Below are 15928 nucleotides of genomic sequence, written 5' to 3'. Positions count from 1 at the left end.
TATTTTACTATAAAAAAGGATTATAATGAAGTTTTGGCTCACACTGTTTGTCTCATGCTCCATCCTCTTTTTTCAAGGATGTTCTTCCGACAAAAAAAGAAAAGATGAAGATAAAAATATGAGCTCACCTCAAACACTTAAACGTGAGAAAATAACACTTCAAGACGTTTATGGAAAGAGTATTCAAGCCAATCCCACAGAAAAAGGATTTACCTTTTCAGGTTTTGAAAATAAAGTTGTTTTAGTCAATTTTTTTACCACGTGGTGCCCACCATGCAAAGCTGAAATTCCACACCTCATTAATCTTCAAGAAAAATACAAAGAGCATTTTGTCATCATTAGTGTTCTTTTAGAAGAGAATAAATCCAATGAAGAAATTCAAAGTTTTATCAAATTTAATGCGATTAATTACATCATTACCAATGGTCCTGAAAACTTCGAATTTGCAAAAAATGTGGGTGGCGTTAAAAATATTCCTTTTATGTTTCTTTATGATAGAAATGGCAACTATTCGACGCATTATGTTGGTGCAATTCCTGAAGAGATGATTGATGCTGACATTAAAAAAGTGCTCTAATGTTTAGTTTTATTAAAAAAGGACTGGGTAAAACCTTAGGGGCTATTAAAGAGATTTTGCCTGAAAAGGTTGAAAAAATTGACAAAACCCTTTTAGAAGAGATTCTGATTGAATCAGATATTCCTTACGAATTGGTTGAGGAAATTATTTATTACTTGCCTCCCTCCCAAATGCTTGTGCGTTCTGATGTTAAACGTGTCCTTCAATCGTACTTTATGTATGAAAATGCGCCTATCCTTTCATCACAAAAACCATTTGTTGAGCTTATTATTGGTGTTAATGGAGCAGGAAAAACCACAACGATTGCCAAACTGGCACAGACCTATAAAAAAGAGCATCAAAGTGTCCTTTTAGGTGCTGCAGATACCTTTAGAGCAGCAGCGATTGAGCAACTAAAAAGCTGGGCTGAAAAAATTGATGTGGGTATCATTTATACCCAACAAGGGCATGATCCCTCTGCGGTTGCTTACGATACGATTAGTTCAGCTGTCGCTAAAAAAATTGACCATGTGATTATTGACACCGCAGGACGATTGCACAATCAAGTCAATCTCTCCAATGAATTGAAAAAAATTGTCCGCATTTGCGATAAAGCGCTCAGTGGAGCACCGCATCGTAAGATTCTTATCTTAGATGGCACACAAGGAAGCTCTGCGATTAATCAAGCCAAAGCCTTTCATGAAATGATAAACATTGATGGCATTATTATTACCAAACTGGATGGCACCGCGAAAGGTGGTTCACTTTTTGGCATTGCAAAAGCTTTACAACTGCCTATTTTGTATGTGGGTGTCGGTGAAGGACGCGATGATTTAATCGTTTTTAATGCTGATGATTATATTGATACCATACTAGATTCCATTTTTACCAACGTCAATGGCTAAAAAACAGATTTTATTTGAGTGTCAAGCCTGTGGACACCAAAGTGCTAAATGGCTTGGAAAATGCCCAAATTGTGGTGCATGGGATGAATATATAGAGCTTTCACAAAACCAAATTGAGGTTTTAAAAGAGATTAATTCTAAGCCCTCATCGACGCAGGGTAGCGCAATTCCTATTACGGAAGTGAGTTTTGAACAGATTGAGCGTTTCAGCTCAGGAGATACAGAATTAGACCTCGTTTTAGGTGGAGGTATTGTTCAAGGTAGCCTTACGCTGATTGGTGGAAGCCCAGGGGTAGGTAAATCAACCTTGCTTCTTAAGATTGCGGGTAATTTGGCTCGTGAGGGGAAAAAAGTTCTTTATGTAAGTGGCGAAGAGTCCTCTAGCCAAATCAAAATGCGTGCAAACCGTGTCGATAGCAATTATCCCAACCTTTATCTCCTCTCTGAAATCAGACTTGATACCATCTTTAAAGAGCTAGAAAAACATGCCTTTGAAGTCCTTATTATTGACTCTATTCAAACCATTTACAGTGAAAAAATTGCCTCAGCTCCTGGAAGTGTCTCACAGGTAAGAGAGATTACGTTTGAACTCATGCGTTTTGGTAAAGAAAAAAACATCGCTACCTTTATCATTGGGCACATTACCAAAGAAGGCTCTATTGCAGGGCCTCGCGTGCTTGAACACATGGTCGATACGGTGCTTTATTTTGAAGGAGACTCTTCAAGAGAACTTCGTCTGCTTCGTGGCTTTAAAAACCGTTTTGGAACTACCAGCGAAGTGGGCATTTTTGAAATGACAAAAGTAGGACTGGTAAGTGCAAAAGATATTTCTAAAAAGTTTTTTACCCGTGGCAAAGCACAAGCAGGCTCGGCTATTACGGTTTTAATGGAAGGAAGTCGTCCTATTGTGTTGGAAGTACAAGCATTGGTGAGTGATAGTGGCTATCCTAACCCAAAACGTAGTGCTACAGGATATGAACTCAACCGTCTTACCATGCTTTTAGCACTTCTTGAGCGAAAACTTGATCTTCCTTTTAACCAATACGATGTTTTTATCAACATTGCAGGAGGCATTAAAATTAGCGAAACATCGGCTGATTTAGCGATTATTGCTGCCATTATTAGCTCGTACCGAAATCGTCCTATTAGCAAAGATACGGTGTTTATTGGTGAAGTCTCTTTGATTGGGGATGTACGAGATATTTTCAATCTTGATTTACGCCTTAAAGAGGCAAAATCACAGCAGTTTGAAAAAGCCGTTGTTCCCTCACTGCCTCTTGAAACAATTCATGACTTAAAATGCTATGCTATTGATGAAGTCTCCAAATTAATTGAATGGATGTAAATTTTTCAACCAATTGAACGATATACACCCAAATAGACTATTTACATGTAAAAGGATAACAAATGGCTGGTAAAAAACCTGAAGAAAATGATGGAACAGTAGAAAAAAAACCAAAAGGGAATATGGTTCTTATCATTGTCATCGTTCTTTTGGTTGTTGTGTTGATTGGTGGTGGTGCTGCGGCATTTTTAATGCTCAGTGGTGGTCATGAAGAAGAAGTAACAACAGCTGCACCACAAACACAATCAACTTCTACCGAGAAAAAAAAGACACCCAAGCGTTCAACGGATCATTTGGTGATTGGTCCTATGTACCCTATGGCACAGTTTGTTGTGAATTTGCTTAGTGAAAGCGGTAACCGCTTTTTAAAAGTAGCCATTGATTTAGAACTCAGTGATGCAAAATTACAACCCGAAATTGACCATAAAAAATCTTTGATTCGTGATATTATCATTCGTACTTTTTCATCAAAAACCTTTGAAGAGATTAGCACCATAAAAGGTAAAGATAAACTCAAAGATGAAGTGCTCGATAAAATTAATGAAAACCTCTCCGATGGCTACATTAAAAATATCTATTTTACAGATTTTGTCGTTCAATGATTGGTGTTGATATTGTCAGCATTGAGCGTATTTCTAAACTCAAAGAGCGCTTTGGAGACAAGGCGCTTTTAAAATTTTTATCTCCACAAGAACTTACTTTAGTTAAAAGCGATGCCACGGCAGCTGGATTTTATGCAGCCAAAGAAGCCATTTCTAAAGCTTTAGGCATTGGCATTAGCGAAACGTGTGGATTTATGGATATACAGCTCTATAAAGATGCAAAGAATGCACCTTCGTTTACCCTTTCACGCCATTTAATTGAAACCTATGGCATTACAGATATGGCACTTTCTATCACGCACGATCATGGTTTTGCTATTGCTGTTGCAGTCATTGAAGGTCAAAAAAAAGCACAAAAACTTTGGCATTAATACCGACCTAATCTTAAAGTGTGCGTTACGCTTTTTCTTTTCGAAAACAGGCCATCTTAAAACGTTCGCCCATAAAGGAAGGATCTATCAGTGTTTTAATACGATTCATTTCTTGCTCATAGACCTTTGGCGATACCTTGTCGGCAAAAAGCTCTAAAAGTTCAATGAGTCCAAAATCAACCAAAGCTTTCATCTGTGTACTGTACGCACAAAGCCTCATACCAGAGCTTTCAAATGCTTGAAAAAGATGGCTAAAAGTGACATCATACGTTATATCGCTCTTTTGAAACAGGGCATCAAAAAGGAGTGGTTCTCGAAGTTTTTCCTCTACCAAATTGGTTAATCCAAAAAAAGGATAGGTTTGATGTTTGGCATAGACTCTCAGAGAAAAATCTCCTCTTGCTTCTTTATCCCCATAATCAAACGTGATAAATTCAAAACGCTCTGCGCTCTTTGCCATAGCCTTTGCAAAAGATTCATAACCTAAACAAAGCTCTCCTTTGCTCACACCATACGCTTCTGCTTTTTTACATGTAAACGAATCCATAGCGGCAAAAAACGCTTTTCCCTCTTCGATAAAAAGCATCTCATTTCCATAAATCACTTCACACGTAAACGCATCAAAAATCTCATTGGCAACAAAAAAAGCTTCTTTACATGTAAGCTCTTCTAAGTTCTTTACATGTAAAAGCTCTATTGCATCCCCAAACGCCTCTTCAAAATACTTTTTTTGCATGATTTGATTGGCAGAGAATGGCTCAACAATAACGAACGTCAATGTTTTGAGCCATTCAGGTTTGAGGGTATAGATAAACTGAATCATATCGGCTAACAAATACCCTTTATGCGCACCAATTTCAACCACATACGTCTTTGATGTTAAAAATCCCTCTTCAATGCTTGAAAGAAGACGTTTTGCAATGCTTCCACCAAAGAACATACTCGTACTCACAGCGGTGTAAAAATCGCCCTCTTTTCCGATGGTTCGCATATTGCTGTAGTAGCCCTCTTTTCCATAGAGCCACTCATGCATATAGTCACTAAATTTCAAAGCTTAGCCAAGCGTTTTACACGCACTTTCTAAACGCTTAAAGCCCTCATTCATCTCCTCTTTAGAGATAGTAAGTGGAGGAAGAAAACGGAGGGTATTGTTCCCTGCTTTTAAGACCAAAACACCATTTTCAAAAGCCTTTTTAACGATAGAAGCTAAAATATCCCCATTTGCACAACGAATTCCACGCATTAAGCCCAAGCCCTCAACGCTCTCAAATAACAAAGGAAACGCCTGTGCTAAAGCTTTGAGTTTAGCATCAAAATAAATGAGTGCTTCATCTAGCATACCACTTTGCTTGTACTCATCTAAAATCGTCAAAGCTTCAAGCCCTGCTCGGGTTGAGAGAAAATTACCTCCAAAGGTGCTGCCATGATCACCCGCTTCAAAAATATCTTTGTGTTTGGTGACTACCGCACCAATAGGCACACCGCCTGCTAAACCTTTGGCAAGGGTGATAATATCAGGCTCAATCTCATACAAAGAGGTGGCTAAAAACTCACCGCTTCTAAAAATACCTGTTTGCACTTCATCAATGATGAGTAAAATTTCTCTCTCTTTTAAAAAAGCAGCTAAGGCTTGAATTTCCGCTTTTGGAAATGCTTTTACACCACCCTCGCCTTGAACCAATTCTATCATCACCGCTACGGTTTCATCATCAATGCTGTGGTATAAATCAGCAATGGCTTTGGTATAGGAGAATCCTTCAGGATAAGGAGCAAAAGCACTTTGTTGAAACTTCTCTTGACCCGTAGCCTTTACCGTTGTAATGGTTCTTCCATGAAAAGAGTGCTCTAAGGTTAAGACTTTATAGCGTTTTTTAGCAAATTTTTTTTCACCGTATTTACGGGCTAATTTAATGGCTCCCTCATTGGCTTCAGCCCCTGAATTGCCAAAGAAAACAGCGACATCAAAACCTGTGAGTTCATTGATTTTTTTGGCGAGTTTGGCTTGTGGCTCAATCAAATAAATATTCGAGGTATGTATTAGATTTCGAGCTTGATCGCTAATTGCATCGGCCAATCGTTGATTGCCATGTCCCACACTCACCACACCAATACCACTGGTAAAATCAATATAATCCCTGCCCTTATCATCAAAAAGAGTGGCATTCACACCGTGTTTAAAATTGACATAATTACGTGCATACGTTTGCAACACATACTCTTTATCCATACATTCAAAATCCATTGATTACTCCTTCAAAAATGCAATTATAGCGAAAAAAGATTTACCCAATTTTAGGTAAATTCCACTGTTTATAGTAGGCCAAAAGCCTCAAGCCAACACCAAAAACAAAGACAGCCATCAAGGGCAAATAGCCACTCACATCCCATTGTGCAAACAAGTATAAAATAAGCCCTACCAACAGGGAAACCGTACCATAAAACTCACTGGTCAAAAGTAAAGGAACACGGTTAAGTAAAATATCGCGTACCACGCCTCCGCCCACAGCAGTAATGAGCGCTAACAAAATCACACCAAAAACGTTAAAGTCTGCTTGTAAGCCAATCAATGCTCCTGAGATAGAAAAAGAGACCAGACCCAAGGTGTCACTCACAATAAAATAGAACTTTTTTTCAATCTCATCTTTTTTGTGCAATTTTAAAACAATGCTAAAAAAGACAACCCCTAAAACCAATAAGGTTGGCATTAAATTGGTAAAGGTATACGGCGCTCTATCGGAGAGCATATCTCGCACCAAACCACCCCCAAGAGCTGTTAAAAATGAGGCAATAAAAACGCCAAGCAAATCAAGTTTTTCTTTGACTGCTACATAAAAACCACTGAGCGCAAATGCCAATGTGCCAATAATTTCAGCCACCATTAACTCAATCATTCCATTCCTTTTTTTGCATCTAAATAACGCTCCAAAATCACTTTTGCTGCAATAGAATCAATTCTACCATCTCGTTTTTGCGTAATAATGCCTTGCATCATCTCTTTGGCTTCATTGCTTGAGCCGTACTCATCTTGATAGACTATCTCACCCTCAAAGCTTAGTAAACTCACAAAGTGTTTAATACGCCGCTCCATCTCTTCACTGCTACTGCCACCTTTTGGAAGTCCTACAACCAAAAACTCGATGCTCCACTCTTTTAAAAAAGTATCCACATCACGTGCGGCTTGATCACGATTTTTACGTAAAATTGCTTCTTGAGGATTAACAATACCCTCCATCAAACATAAAGCCACACCTATACGCTTCAATCCGATATCAATACTGGCTATTTTTTTCATGCACACTCTTTACATGTAAAGATTAAAGCACGGATGTTAGCATCTTAAGGCTAAGCACCATAAGAAGGACTGCAAAGATTTTTTTGAGTTTTGAAACAGGTAAGCTGTGTGCCATTTTAGCACCTAAGGGCGCTATAAAATAACTCGGCATAGAAATCAGAATCACTGCGGGAAGATAAACAAACCCTAGCATCATGCTCTGCCCATTAGAAGCATGCAATACACCATTCACGATATACCCTAAGGTTCCTGCAATAGAGAGGGGGAATCCTATAGCAGCAGAAGTCGCAATGGCTTTTTTCACATCCACATTTTGCCAAATTAAATACGGTACGGTTAAAGAGCCACCCCCAATGGAGACCAATGCTGAAATCATCCCAATAAACGAGCCTGCACCAAACAAAGAAGCAGGTGTTGAAAGTTCACGGGTGGGTTTTGGTTTTTTATCGATTGCCATTTGAATGGAGACGTATGCCATGAAGAGTGCAAAGAAAATGGCTAAATGCGCAGATTTTAAGGAAGAGGCAAGAAAGGTTGCGAGAAAAGTTCCAATAATCACTCCTCCTGCCATATATTTTACGACACCCCACAATACCGCACCTTTTTTATGATGTGCTCTCATACTGGCAAAAGAGGTCACCACAATAGACGCCATAGAGGTTCCAAGTGCCATATGCACAACATGCTCAACAGGAATACCTTGCGCTAAAAAAATGGATGTAAGCACAGGCACCATAATGCCTCCACCACCAATGCCTAAAAGTCCTGCCATAAAGCCAACCACGCACCCTAAAACTAAAAAAGCAACGACCCATTCAAAACCCATTTTATACTCCTATGTGCATTTAATGCGACCATTATCAATGGTAATTTTTCCTAAACATTCGTACTCAAATACTTTGTTTGCAAACTTTTCTACAGCCTCATGGTATAAGGGTTGATTACTGCAATACGCTAAAAATTCATCGTTACATGTAAACGTGTTTAAACCCAATTTCATCACAAAAGCATCTATATCATACAGTGGTGTTGCTAAGCCTTTTGCAAGCAACATAGAGGTTCCCTCAGACTCGCCTAAACGATGCGGTAGCACGTAAATGGGTTTGTTCATTTTTAAAGCAAATTCTACACTGTGCATACTGCCACTTTTTGGATCGGCTTGCGTTACAATGAGCGCATCTCCAAGGGCGACTACTAACTCATTTCGTTTGGGAAAATTCCATTTAGTAGAGGGTTTTCCTGCTTCAAATTGGCTCAAAACCAATCCCTCATTTTCGATACTTTCAATCATTTTTGCATGCAAAGCAGGATAGCGAATGTCAAGCCCTGTACCTGCGACCATAATGGTATTACTAAAGCCAGCCCCTTGGTGTGCAATGGCATCTACCCCCTGTGCACCGCCACTGACAATGCATACCCCAGCGACAGAGAGTTTACGTGCTAAAAGCTGCGTAAACAGTTTTGTGTATGAGATGGGATGGCGTGTTCCAACTATCGAAATCTTAGGACGTTGCAATAAAGAAAGATTTCCCTTATAGTACAAGGCATCAGGATAGGCTTTCATGCTCTGTAATTCAGGAACAAGAAAGTCTACCTCCTTAATCATTATAGTTCTTTAAGATAGACCAATTCCACGCCCTCTAGCAGTGCTTTTGAGTCTCTTAATACCTCTAATGTATTTTTGTGTGGATGACCAATAGCAATGGCATAACCATTTTTTTTAGCTTTGGTAACGGCCTCTTTGAGCTGCGTTATGATGGCATGTTTTTCTAAAGAATTATCCAAAAAAACATCCCGAGAATATAAAAACATATCATACTTTTTTGTCACTTCAGGGGCTTTTGAATTACCAATGGTACGGCTATCAACGAAAACAAGTTCATGGGCTTTCATCACCTTAATCAAACGATCCATCGCCTGATAATCTGCTGTAAAGTACCCACCTGTATGATTATTATAATAAACAATATGCGGGAACCATGCCTTAATGCGCTTAATTCTTTGCTCAATCACTTCAAGAGAATCGGTGGTATTGAGGGTATCTTCCTCAGGCCTAGAATAATACTTCGCCTCTAAAGGAAGATGCACCATTGCAAAGGGAAACTCATGCGACAAGCGTACCGTTTCAGGATGACGTTTGGTAGGTGGGAAAAAAGCAGGTGTGACTTTATAGGGAATCTCTTTCATCATACGTACTTGCCATGGGAAAGAGACATCATCAATGATAATGGCTAGTTTAGGTATCGTTCCTGCTGGGTATTTTTTACGAATGACTTCGTTTGGTTTATACGTATGCCCACTCTCTTTAAGGCTCTCTTGATACTCATGTACCTCAGAGAGCTCACTCGTTTTAGAAGGATGCTCCTCAGGAACAAGAGCCGTGGTATTATGCTCTTCATAAACCCTAGGCTCAATAGGGAGTGTCACTTCTGGAAGAACTTCTGTTGGTACTTCCAAAGGAGCAACTGTTACATTGTTTTGTGCGACAGGAGGTAAAGAAGCTTGACGTTCTTTTTCATCTTCAAGCATTTTTTTCATCTTAGACATCAAAGCATCGGTAGATACAGTATTTTGCGCTTGTATTTGTTGTAGAGCTTTTGTATGGGTCGATGCATTATAGAAATACCAATAGCCACTTAATGCAACCACAAGTAAGGTAATAAATAGCATAAACCAAATACTATAGCGTTTAAGATGTGACACTTCTGTGTGTTTGTGTTGAGTTACGGTAGGTTTACTCTGTTTTTTCTTTGTTTTTTTGACCATAAATGCGTATCACTACTTTCCTAAAATCACTTCAACTTCAAGGAGTTCAAGATTTTGATTATTGTGTGAGGTAATCTTTACATCTTCAACTTTGGTATATTTTTTAATGACATTAATCAAATCATTGCGTAAATCATCCAAATAGGGTAACTTACAACTTGCTCTCTCATGAGAGAGCATAATGGTTAATCGATTTTTGGCCACATCTGCAGTGCTTTTTTTCTTTCCAAAAAAAGTATCAAAGAGGCTCATTTGAAGATTCCTTTCAGTGTAGAGAGAAAGCCTTTTTTTGACTTTATATCTAAAAATTCTACCTCTTCACCTAAAATACGACGAGCAATATTACGATACGCTTCTGCTGAGAGTGATTTCTCTTTTGTCACAATAGGCGTTCCTGTATTGGTAGAAGTGATAATATCTTCATCATCTGGCACAATACCAATGAGTGGAAGCGCTAAAATACTTAACACATCTTCAACACTGAGCATATTTCCTGCTTCAACCATCTCTGGTTTAATACGGTTAATAATAATGTGTTTTTCAACCTCTTGTCCATTTTTAGCACGCTCACTCTTCGCATCAATAATACCAATAACCCTATCGGCATCACGCACAGAACTCACATCAGGTGTTGAGACAATGAGGGCTCGGTCTGCTAAGAAAATAGAGTGCTCAAAACCACTTTCAATACCTGCTGGAGAATCTAACATAACAATATCAAAACTCTCTTTGAGCGTCTCAATTAAGGCTTTGACTTTCTCTTTATTTAAAATATCTTTATCTTTGGTTTGACTCGCAGGTAAAAAGTAGAGTGATTTGGATTTTTTGTCATTAATTAAGGCTTGCGCTAAATTACAACGCCCCTCCATCACATCAACCACATCGTATACAATACGATTTTCAAGACCTAAAATCATATCAAGATTTCTAAGCCCTATATCAAAATCAATAGCAACAACTTTTTGTCCTAAATTTGCAAGTCCAACAGCTAGGTTTGCAGTCGTCGTTGATTTTCCAACGCCACCTTTACCTGATGTGACCGTGATAACTATACCCATGTAACCTCTTTTATATTTCTACGATTTAATGACACGTATGACGACACGAAAGAAGCAAAGACTTCTTTCGTATGCCACGTTATAGATTTAGTTTTTATCTTTATTGATGATTTTTTTAGAGGTGATCCACGGCATCATTGCACGTAATTTTTCACCTGTTTTATTGAGTAAACTTCTCTCTGTTTTTGCACGCTCAGCATTCATACGAGTATAACCTGCTTTTCGCTCTAAAATAAAATCTTTTGCAAAACGACCATCTTGAATCTCAGCCAAAATCTCTTTCATCGCCGCTTTTGACTCCGCATTAATCACACGTTTTCCGCTCACATAATCACCGTACTCGGCTGTATTTGAGATAGAATAACGCATATCAGCAATACCGCCTTGGTACATCAAATCAACGATGAGTTTAAGCTCATGCAAACACTCAAAGTATGCCATTTCAGGCTCATAACCCGCTTCGACCAATGTTTGAAAACCAGCCTCTACCAGTGCTGTTGCACCACCACAAAGAACAGCTTGCTCACCAAAAAGATCGGTCTCAGTCTCGTCTTTGAAGGTTGTCTCGATAATACCTGTACGTCCACCACCAATAGCAGATGCATAGCTAAGGGCTAAGGCTTTTGCTTTACCTGTAGCGTCTTGATCAATTGCGATAAGATCAGGAATACCGCCACCGTTTACAAACTCACTTCTTACGGTGTGCCCTGGTGCTTTAGGAGCAACCATAATACAATCCACACCTTTTGGAGTAATAATTTGACCATAATGAATGTTAAAACCATGACCAAATGCAATGGCTTTTCCCTCAGTTAAGTTTGGCTTAATTTCAGCAGCAAATACATCGCCTTGCATCTCATCTGGCAATAAAATCATAATCACATCAGCGTATTTTGTTGCTTCAGCAACGCTCATTACTTTAAAGCCTTTTGCTTCTGCTTTTGCCCATGAACTACCATCTTTTCGAAGACCAACAACAACTTCAACACCACTGTCACGAAGATTTTCAGCGTGTGCGTGCCCTTGAGAACCAAAACCAATCATCGCTACTTTTTTTGAGCGAATAATGCTTATATCACAATCTTTGTCGTAGAAGACGGTTATTGCCATTTGTCAATCCTTACATGTAAATATGAAATAGCGCCATTGTACAAAAGAGTTACTTAAAAACGTTACATGTAAAAGTGTAAAGCAAACTATAAACCAACACGAGATAGAATAGAGCTAATAACAAATTAGTAGGAAAAAACCATGGATGAAAACATTTTAAAAAAAATTAAATCACTTCCGCCTCTTGATGACACGGTTTTAAAAATCCAACGTATTTGTGTCGATAAAAACAGCTCTTTAAATGATCTTGTCAAAGTGGTTGAAAGTGACCCAATGCTTACGGCTAATATTTTAAAATCTTCAAATTCTCCACTGTATGGCTTTAGCAGGGAAATTAAAAATATTGCACATGCTGTCTCCTTATTTGGAATGGCAACGGTCCGTGGCTTTGCGCTCTCAAGTGCTATTAAGCAAAATATTAAAATTAACCTAGATCCCTATAATATTGGTAACAACGACTTTTTAGAAATCAGTACCCTACAAAGTACCTTTATGTTTAAATGGTACTCTAAAGTCAACAAGTCCATGCTTGACATTCTCCAACCTGCAGCTTTCATGATGGAAGTAGGTAAAATTATTATTGCGCACGAACTGGCTGAACAAAATAAAGAGAGTGCTTTTAAACATGCTCTTATGCACATTAAAACACCTGAGGAACTCTCTGCTTTAGAGAAAGAGTCTGTAGGTTTTTCAAATGAAGAAGTAACCGCTAAAATTTTTGAACAATGGAACTTAGAGGGAGAGCTGGTTGAATCTATTAAATTTTCAAACGAACCATTCCTTGCAGATGAATCCATTCAACCCTATGCCGCTGCCCTTAATGTTGTCAAACAAAGCATTAATATTTTTGGGCATTTTCGAGAAGATTTTGTAGAAAAAGCCCTCATGCTTTTACACGAATACCACCTAGAACGAGAACCTTTTATAGAAACCATTGAGCAATTTGAGCAGTGAAGAATTTCCTTTTAAGCCTTAATGAGGGGATAGCAAAAGAAGATGTCCCTTCCGTTTTTTTACCCCATTTTAATGCCCTCTTAGCCCTAAAAGCCATCGTTTTAAAACATGCTCTTTACGTTTTTGAAGAGAACTATTTTGCAGGAAAGCTAGATGTCTCTTTTAGTGGTACGGGGTATCTTACGCCTCTTCTTTCAACTACAAGTAAAGATATTGTTGTGGAAGCTTCAGGACTGCATGGAGGTATGCGAGGTGATGTCGTTGTAGCCAAACGCATTCCCAATAAAAAAAGCCGTCGTGCCAAAGCTATTGTGGTCTACATTGCAAGCAGAGCGTTTGCGAAGAGTATTGTGTATACCAAAATGAGCAAAGGGAAAGTGGTTGGGTTAAATATCAAAAATGAATCCATTTTTGATATTACGGCTAGCCAAAAATCACTCAAACAACTTCCCTTAGGCACGGTGCTTAAAATTGACAATCTTAGCAACACCATTGAAGAGGTTTTAGGCACACTGGATGATGCACGTATCGATGAAAAAATCTCTCTAGCCCTCTTTGATAAAAAAGAGTTTTTTAGCAATGAAGCCGAAATAGAAGCAAAAAGTCATGGGGATTATGTTGACAAAAGTTACTACCCACAGCGTGTTGACTTAAGCCATCTTCCTTTTTGTACCATTGATCCTGTGGATGCCAAAGATTTTGACGATGCTATTTATTTTGATGTGGAAAACCACATTTTATATGTTGCTATTGCGGATGTTAGTGAATACGTTTATCCCATGGGGCACATTGATAAAGAAGCCGTTGAGAGAGGGTTTTCCATCTATTTTCCGCACAAATCCATTCCGATGCTGCCTCGTGCCTTAAGTGAAAATATCTGTTCGTTAAAACCTAATGTTGACCGTCTTGCGTATACCTTTAAAATCACTCTCGATCCGCTTACATGTAAACCTCTAAAAGAAGAGCTTTTTGAGAGCATTATTCACTCAGCCAAACGCTACACGTATGAAACCATTGATCTCTTTTTAAAAGGCAATATTGAAGAAGCTGATGCAGCGGATCATACCATTTTAGCCTACCTCTTACCCTTACATGCACTCACACAAAAGCTAAGAGATATTCGACTTGAAAATGCCTTTTCATTTCGCTCCTCAGAAGTCAGAATGCGTGTGGATGAAGCGCAAAATCTCCTTGCAACCACCATTGAAGAGGAGACTCCCTCGCACGGACTTATTGAAGATTGTATGCTTCTTGCCAATAAAGCAGCGGCTAAAAAACTCGGCTTTGGCATTTTTCGAACCCATGAAAGTCCCTCATTTGAACGCATGGAAGCTCTTTTAAACGATTTAGCACTGATTGGAATTCATGTGAAACTACGTGTGGATCTTCCTAAAATGATTCAAGAAATTCAACAAAAAGCAGATGCACTGAATCTTCGAGAAGAGGTCGATAAACTGATTATTAAAAGTCAAAAAAAAGCCATTTATGAACCTGAAAACAAAGGGCATTTTGGTTTGGGTTTTGACATGTATACTCATTTTACCTCTCCAATTCGTCGTTACAGTGACCTTACTTTGCACCGTCTTTTAAAAGCTAAGATGGCAAACGATGAGAAAAAACTGGCTTTTTTACTGAAAGATATTGATCCACTGTGCGAAAAAATAAGCCTATTGGAACGTGAAAGCGACAAGGTTGCGTGGGATTATATGGATCGTAAATTTGCCCGTTATATGGCGTTACATGTAGGCGATAATTTCAAAGCCATTGTGGTGGAAACGGAGCAAAATCCTATTGCAAAGCTTGATGATACACTAAAAGGTGCTCGTATCTTTTTACTGGATAGCGATGTGCATTTACTTCAACGCATTGAAGTAAAAATCGTTGAAAGCAACATTGCAACAGCACGTATTTATGCACGTGTTAGCAGGAGTTTAGATGTATAAACGAGAGTTTGAGGCAACGCTCAAAACAGGGAACACACCAAAATCTACCTTTTTATATGGTGCGTGTAGCTATCAAAACAACGCTCTTTGTGAACAACTTCTCTCTTTGCTTCAAGCAAACAATGATGAAAAAGTGATGATGTATTATGATGAGTATCATTTTTCCACCGCTAAAAATTTTCTCTCTCAGTCCTCTCTTTTTGGTGATCGAAATATTTTAATTATCAAAAGTGATAAAACTATTCCCGCAAAAGAACTCGAAACGCTGGTTGAGCTCTGTGCAAAAAATGACTCAAGCTATTTTATTTACCAATATTTTGGTGAAGATAAAAAAGCCACACCCCTCACAAAATGCTTTGATAAAAAAACACAAGCTGCCTTTGTTCGCCTTTTTAAGGCTGAATTTAATGAAGCCATGCAACTGTTACAAAATCATGCACGTTTGGTTGGTCTTAACATTGATCGCTATGCCCTTCAACATCTCTACATGATTCACATGGAAGAGCTCTCCTTGTGTATCAATGAGTGTGAGAAGCTCTTAGTGTTAAATAAAGAGATACACATTAAAGATATTGATGCACTGGTTTATGGCTTAGGTAATGTATCTATGGAACATTTTCTTACAAAACTGTTAGAAAAAAAAGATATTAAAGAGGAGTTTGAGCGTCTCATTGAAGGAGATGGGATGGAAGAAATTCGAATGATTAATGCCATTGAAGCCCATGTGGTTCAACTCTTTTTATTTCATGCCTACATTAAGTTGCATGGAAGTTTTGATGCCAAAGCTATTTTGGGCTACCCTCTTCCCCCACACATTGCGGCACAGCGTTCACAGCACTCTATTAAAATTGATGTGTACACCTACAAGCTTCTTTTAACCCTCTTAAGTGAAGCAGAATACCGTCTTAAAAAAACAAGCAACCTGGATAAAGCAAGTTATCTTCTTTCAACCTTAATAAAACTTCAAAGTTATTTATAGTATAATCCTGCCCTATTCTAAAAATCCTTACTCAAATACGAATCTAT

At 38.5% G+C, this 15928-nt stretch carries 18 protein-coding genes; 8 read left to right on the top strand and 10 right to left on the bottom strand.

Features of this window, described 5'->3' with window-relative positions:
- Positions 1 to 25 precede the first annotated feature (25 nt).
- The 5 genes from SULBA_RS04665 to acpS all read left to right on the top strand — a co-directional run bounded on the left by SULBA_RS04665 (position 26) and on the right by acpS (position 3779).
- On the top strand, positions 26 to 577 hold the full coding sequence (locus tag SULBA_RS04665; RefSeq protein ID WP_014769118.1) for a TlpA family protein disulfide reductase: 552 nt from the start codon (positions 26 to 28) through the stop codon (positions 575 to 577).
- Positions 577 to 1461 carry a signal recognition particle-docking protein FtsY gene (gene ftsY / locus SULBA_RS04660; protein WP_014769117.1) on the top strand — a complete coding sequence of 295 codons (885 nt, stop codon included), beginning with the start codon at positions 577 to 579 and terminating at the stop codon, positions 1459 to 1461. The genes SULBA_RS04665 and ftsY overlap by 1 nt, the downstream gene beginning before the upstream one ends.
- Positions 1454 to 2806, top strand: a complete 1353-nt coding sequence (gene radA / locus SULBA_RS04655) for a DNA repair protein RadA (protein WP_014769116.1) — start codon at positions 1454 to 1456, stop codon at positions 2804 to 2806. Before ftsY ends, radA begins: the two co-directional genes overlap by 8 nt.
- 62 nt (positions 2807 to 2868) lie before the next feature.
- Positions 2869 to 3408, top strand: a complete 540-nt coding sequence (gene fliL, locus SULBA_RS04650; RefSeq protein WP_014769115.1) for a flagellar basal body-associated protein FliL — start codon at positions 2869 to 2871, stop codon at positions 3406 to 3408.
- A complete protein-coding gene (gene acpS, locus SULBA_RS04645) occupies positions 3405 to 3779 on the top strand; it encodes a holo-ACP synthase (protein ID WP_014769114.1) in 375 nt (124 codons plus the stop codon). Before fliL ends, acpS begins: the two co-directional genes overlap by 4 nt.
- A 25-nt stretch (positions 3780 to 3804) precedes the next feature.
- Here acpS and SULBA_RS04640 read toward each other — a convergent pair whose 3' ends face one another.
- The 10 genes from SULBA_RS04640 to ilvC form a co-directional block, all read right to left on the bottom strand.
- Entirely contained in the window at positions 3805 to 4830 is a 1026-nt protein-coding gene (locus SULBA_RS04640; RefSeq protein WP_041671808.1) for an SAM-dependent methyltransferase, read from the bottom strand.
- Between the two features lie 3 nt (positions 4831 to 4833).
- Positions 4834 to 6021, bottom strand: a complete 1188-nt coding sequence (locus SULBA_RS04635) for an aspartate aminotransferase family protein (RefSeq protein ID WP_014769112.1) — start codon at positions 6019 to 6021, stop codon at positions 4834 to 4836.
- Positions 6022 to 6061: 40 nt separating this feature from the next.
- Positions 6062 to 6670, bottom strand: coding sequence for a trimeric intracellular cation channel family protein (locus tag SULBA_RS04630; RefSeq protein WP_014769111.1), 609 nt, complete (start codon positions 6668 to 6670; stop codon positions 6062 to 6064).
- Positions 6667 to 7071 (bottom strand): Holliday junction resolvase RuvX, encoded by a 405-nt coding sequence (gene ruvX, locus SULBA_RS04625; protein ID WP_014769110.1) that lies wholly within the window; start codon positions 7069 to 7071, stop codon positions 6667 to 6669. The genes SULBA_RS04630 and ruvX overlap by 4 nt, the downstream gene beginning before the upstream one ends.
- A gap of 22 nt (positions 7072 to 7093) precedes the next feature.
- Positions 7094 to 7897, bottom strand: a complete 804-nt coding sequence (locus SULBA_RS04620; RefSeq protein WP_014769109.1) for a sulfite exporter TauE/SafE family protein — start codon at positions 7895 to 7897, stop codon at positions 7094 to 7096.
- 9 nt (positions 7898 to 7906) lie between these two features.
- On the bottom strand, positions 7907 to 8677 hold the full coding sequence (locus SULBA_RS04615; protein ID WP_014769108.1) for a DNA-processing protein DprA: 771 nt from the start codon (positions 8675 to 8677) through the stop codon (positions 7907 to 7909).
- A complete protein-coding gene (locus SULBA_RS04610) occupies positions 8677 to 9837 on the bottom strand; it encodes a divergent polysaccharide deacetylase family protein (protein ID WP_014769107.1) in 1161 nt (386 codons plus the stop codon). The genes SULBA_RS04615 and SULBA_RS04610 overlap by 1 nt, the downstream gene beginning before the upstream one ends.
- 12 nt (positions 9838 to 9849) lie before the next feature.
- Positions 9850 to 10089, bottom strand: a complete 240-nt coding sequence (minE, locus tag SULBA_RS04605; protein ID WP_014769106.1) for a cell division topological specificity factor MinE — start codon at positions 10087 to 10089, stop codon at positions 9850 to 9852.
- Positions 10086 to 10895, bottom strand: a complete 810-nt coding sequence (gene minD / locus SULBA_RS04600) for a septum site-determining protein MinD (protein ID WP_014769105.1) — start codon at positions 10893 to 10895, stop codon at positions 10086 to 10088. The genes minE and minD overlap by 4 nt, the downstream gene beginning before the upstream one ends.
- Positions 10896 to 10982: 87 nt before the next feature.
- Positions 10983 to 12005, bottom strand: coding sequence for a ketol-acid reductoisomerase (gene ilvC / locus SULBA_RS04595; RefSeq protein WP_014769104.1), 1023 nt, complete (start codon positions 12003 to 12005; stop codon positions 10983 to 10985).
- Positions 12006 to 12146: 141 nt separating this feature from the next.
- On the opposite strand from ilvC, the gene SULBA_RS04590 reads away from it, so the two are divergent.
- Genes SULBA_RS04590 through holA form a run of 3 tightly spaced genes read left to right on the top strand, consistent with a single transcriptional unit; the run spans position 12147 to position 15881 of the window.
- Positions 12147 to 12959: an HDOD domain-containing protein gene (locus SULBA_RS04590; RefSeq protein WP_014769103.1), complete on the top strand. Its 813-nt coding sequence runs from the start codon at positions 12147 to 12149 to the stop codon at positions 12957 to 12959.
- On the top strand, positions 12956 to 14902 hold the full coding sequence (locus SULBA_RS04585) for an RNB domain-containing ribonuclease (RefSeq protein ID WP_014769102.1): 1947 nt from the start codon (positions 12956 to 12958) through the stop codon (positions 14900 to 14902). Before SULBA_RS04590 ends, SULBA_RS04585 begins: the two co-directional genes overlap by 4 nt.
- Positions 14895 to 15881, top strand: coding sequence for a DNA polymerase III subunit delta (holA, locus tag SULBA_RS04580; protein WP_014769101.1), 987 nt, complete (start codon positions 14895 to 14897; stop codon positions 15879 to 15881). The genes SULBA_RS04585 and holA overlap by 8 nt, the downstream gene beginning before the upstream one ends.
- Positions 15882 to 15928 lie beyond the last annotated feature (47 nt).

The sequence above is a fragment of the Sulfurospirillum barnesii SES-3 genome (assembly GCF_000265295.1).
Taxonomy (GTDB): Bacteria; Campylobacterota; Campylobacteria; order Campylobacterales; family Sulfurospirillaceae; genus Sulfurospirillum; species Sulfurospirillum barnesii.
This window is presented reverse-complemented; position numbering and strand designations above follow the sequence as displayed.

Coding starts and splice junctions, on each gene's coding strand:
- SULBA_RS04665 (WP_014769118.1), top strand. CDS start 26: ATGAAGTTTTGGCTCACACTGTTTGTCTCATGCTCCATCCTCTTTTTT.
- ftsY (WP_014769117.1), top strand. CDS start 577: ATGTTTAGTTTTATTAAAAAAGGACTGGGTAAAACCTTAGGGGCTATT.
- radA (WP_014769116.1), top strand. CDS start 1,454: ATGGCTAAAAAACAGATTTTATTTGAGTGTCAAGCCTGTGGACACCAA.
- fliL (WP_014769115.1), top strand. CDS start 2,869: ATGGCTGGTAAAAAACCTGAAGAAAATGATGGAACAGTAGAAAAAAAA.
- acpS (WP_014769114.1), top strand. CDS start 3,405: ATGATTGGTGTTGATATTGTCAGCATTGAGCGTATTTCTAAACTCAAA.
- SULBA_RS04635 (WP_014769112.1), bottom strand. CDS start 6,021: ATGGATTTTGAATGTATGGATAAAGAGTATGTGTTGCAAACGTATGCA.
- SULBA_RS04630 (WP_014769111.1), bottom strand. CDS start 6,670: ATGATTGAGTTAATGGTGGCTGAAATTATTGGCACATTGGCATTTGCG.
- ruvX (WP_014769110.1), bottom strand. CDS start 7,071: ATGAAAAAAATAGCCAGTATTGATATCGGATTGAAGCGTATAGGTGTG.
- SULBA_RS04620 (WP_014769109.1), bottom strand. CDS start 7,897: ATGGGTTTTGAATGGGTCGTTGCTTTTTTAGTTTTAGGGTGCGTGGTT.
- SULBA_RS04615 (WP_014769108.1), bottom strand. CDS start 8,677: ATGATTAAGGAGGTAGACTTTCTTGTTCCTGAATTACAGAGCATGAAA.
- SULBA_RS04610 (WP_014769107.1), bottom strand. CDS start 9,837: ATGGTCAAAAAAACAAAGAAAAAACAGAGTAAACCTACCGTAACTCAA.
- minE (WP_014769106.1), bottom strand. CDS start 10,089: ATGAGCCTCTTTGATACTTTTTTTGGAAAGAAAAAAAGCACTGCAGAT.
- minD (WP_014769105.1), bottom strand. CDS start 10,895: ATGGGTATAGTTATCACGGTCACATCAGGTAAAGGTGGCGTTGGAAAA.
- ilvC (WP_014769104.1), bottom strand. CDS start 12,005: ATGGCAATAACCGTCTTCTACGACAAAGATTGTGATATAAGCATTATT.
- SULBA_RS04590 (WP_014769103.1), top strand. CDS start 12,147: ATGGATGAAAACATTTTAAAAAAAATTAAATCACTTCCGCCTCTTGAT.
- holA (WP_014769101.1), top strand. CDS start 14,895: ATGTATAAACGAGAGTTTGAGGCAACGCTCAAAACAGGGAACACACCA.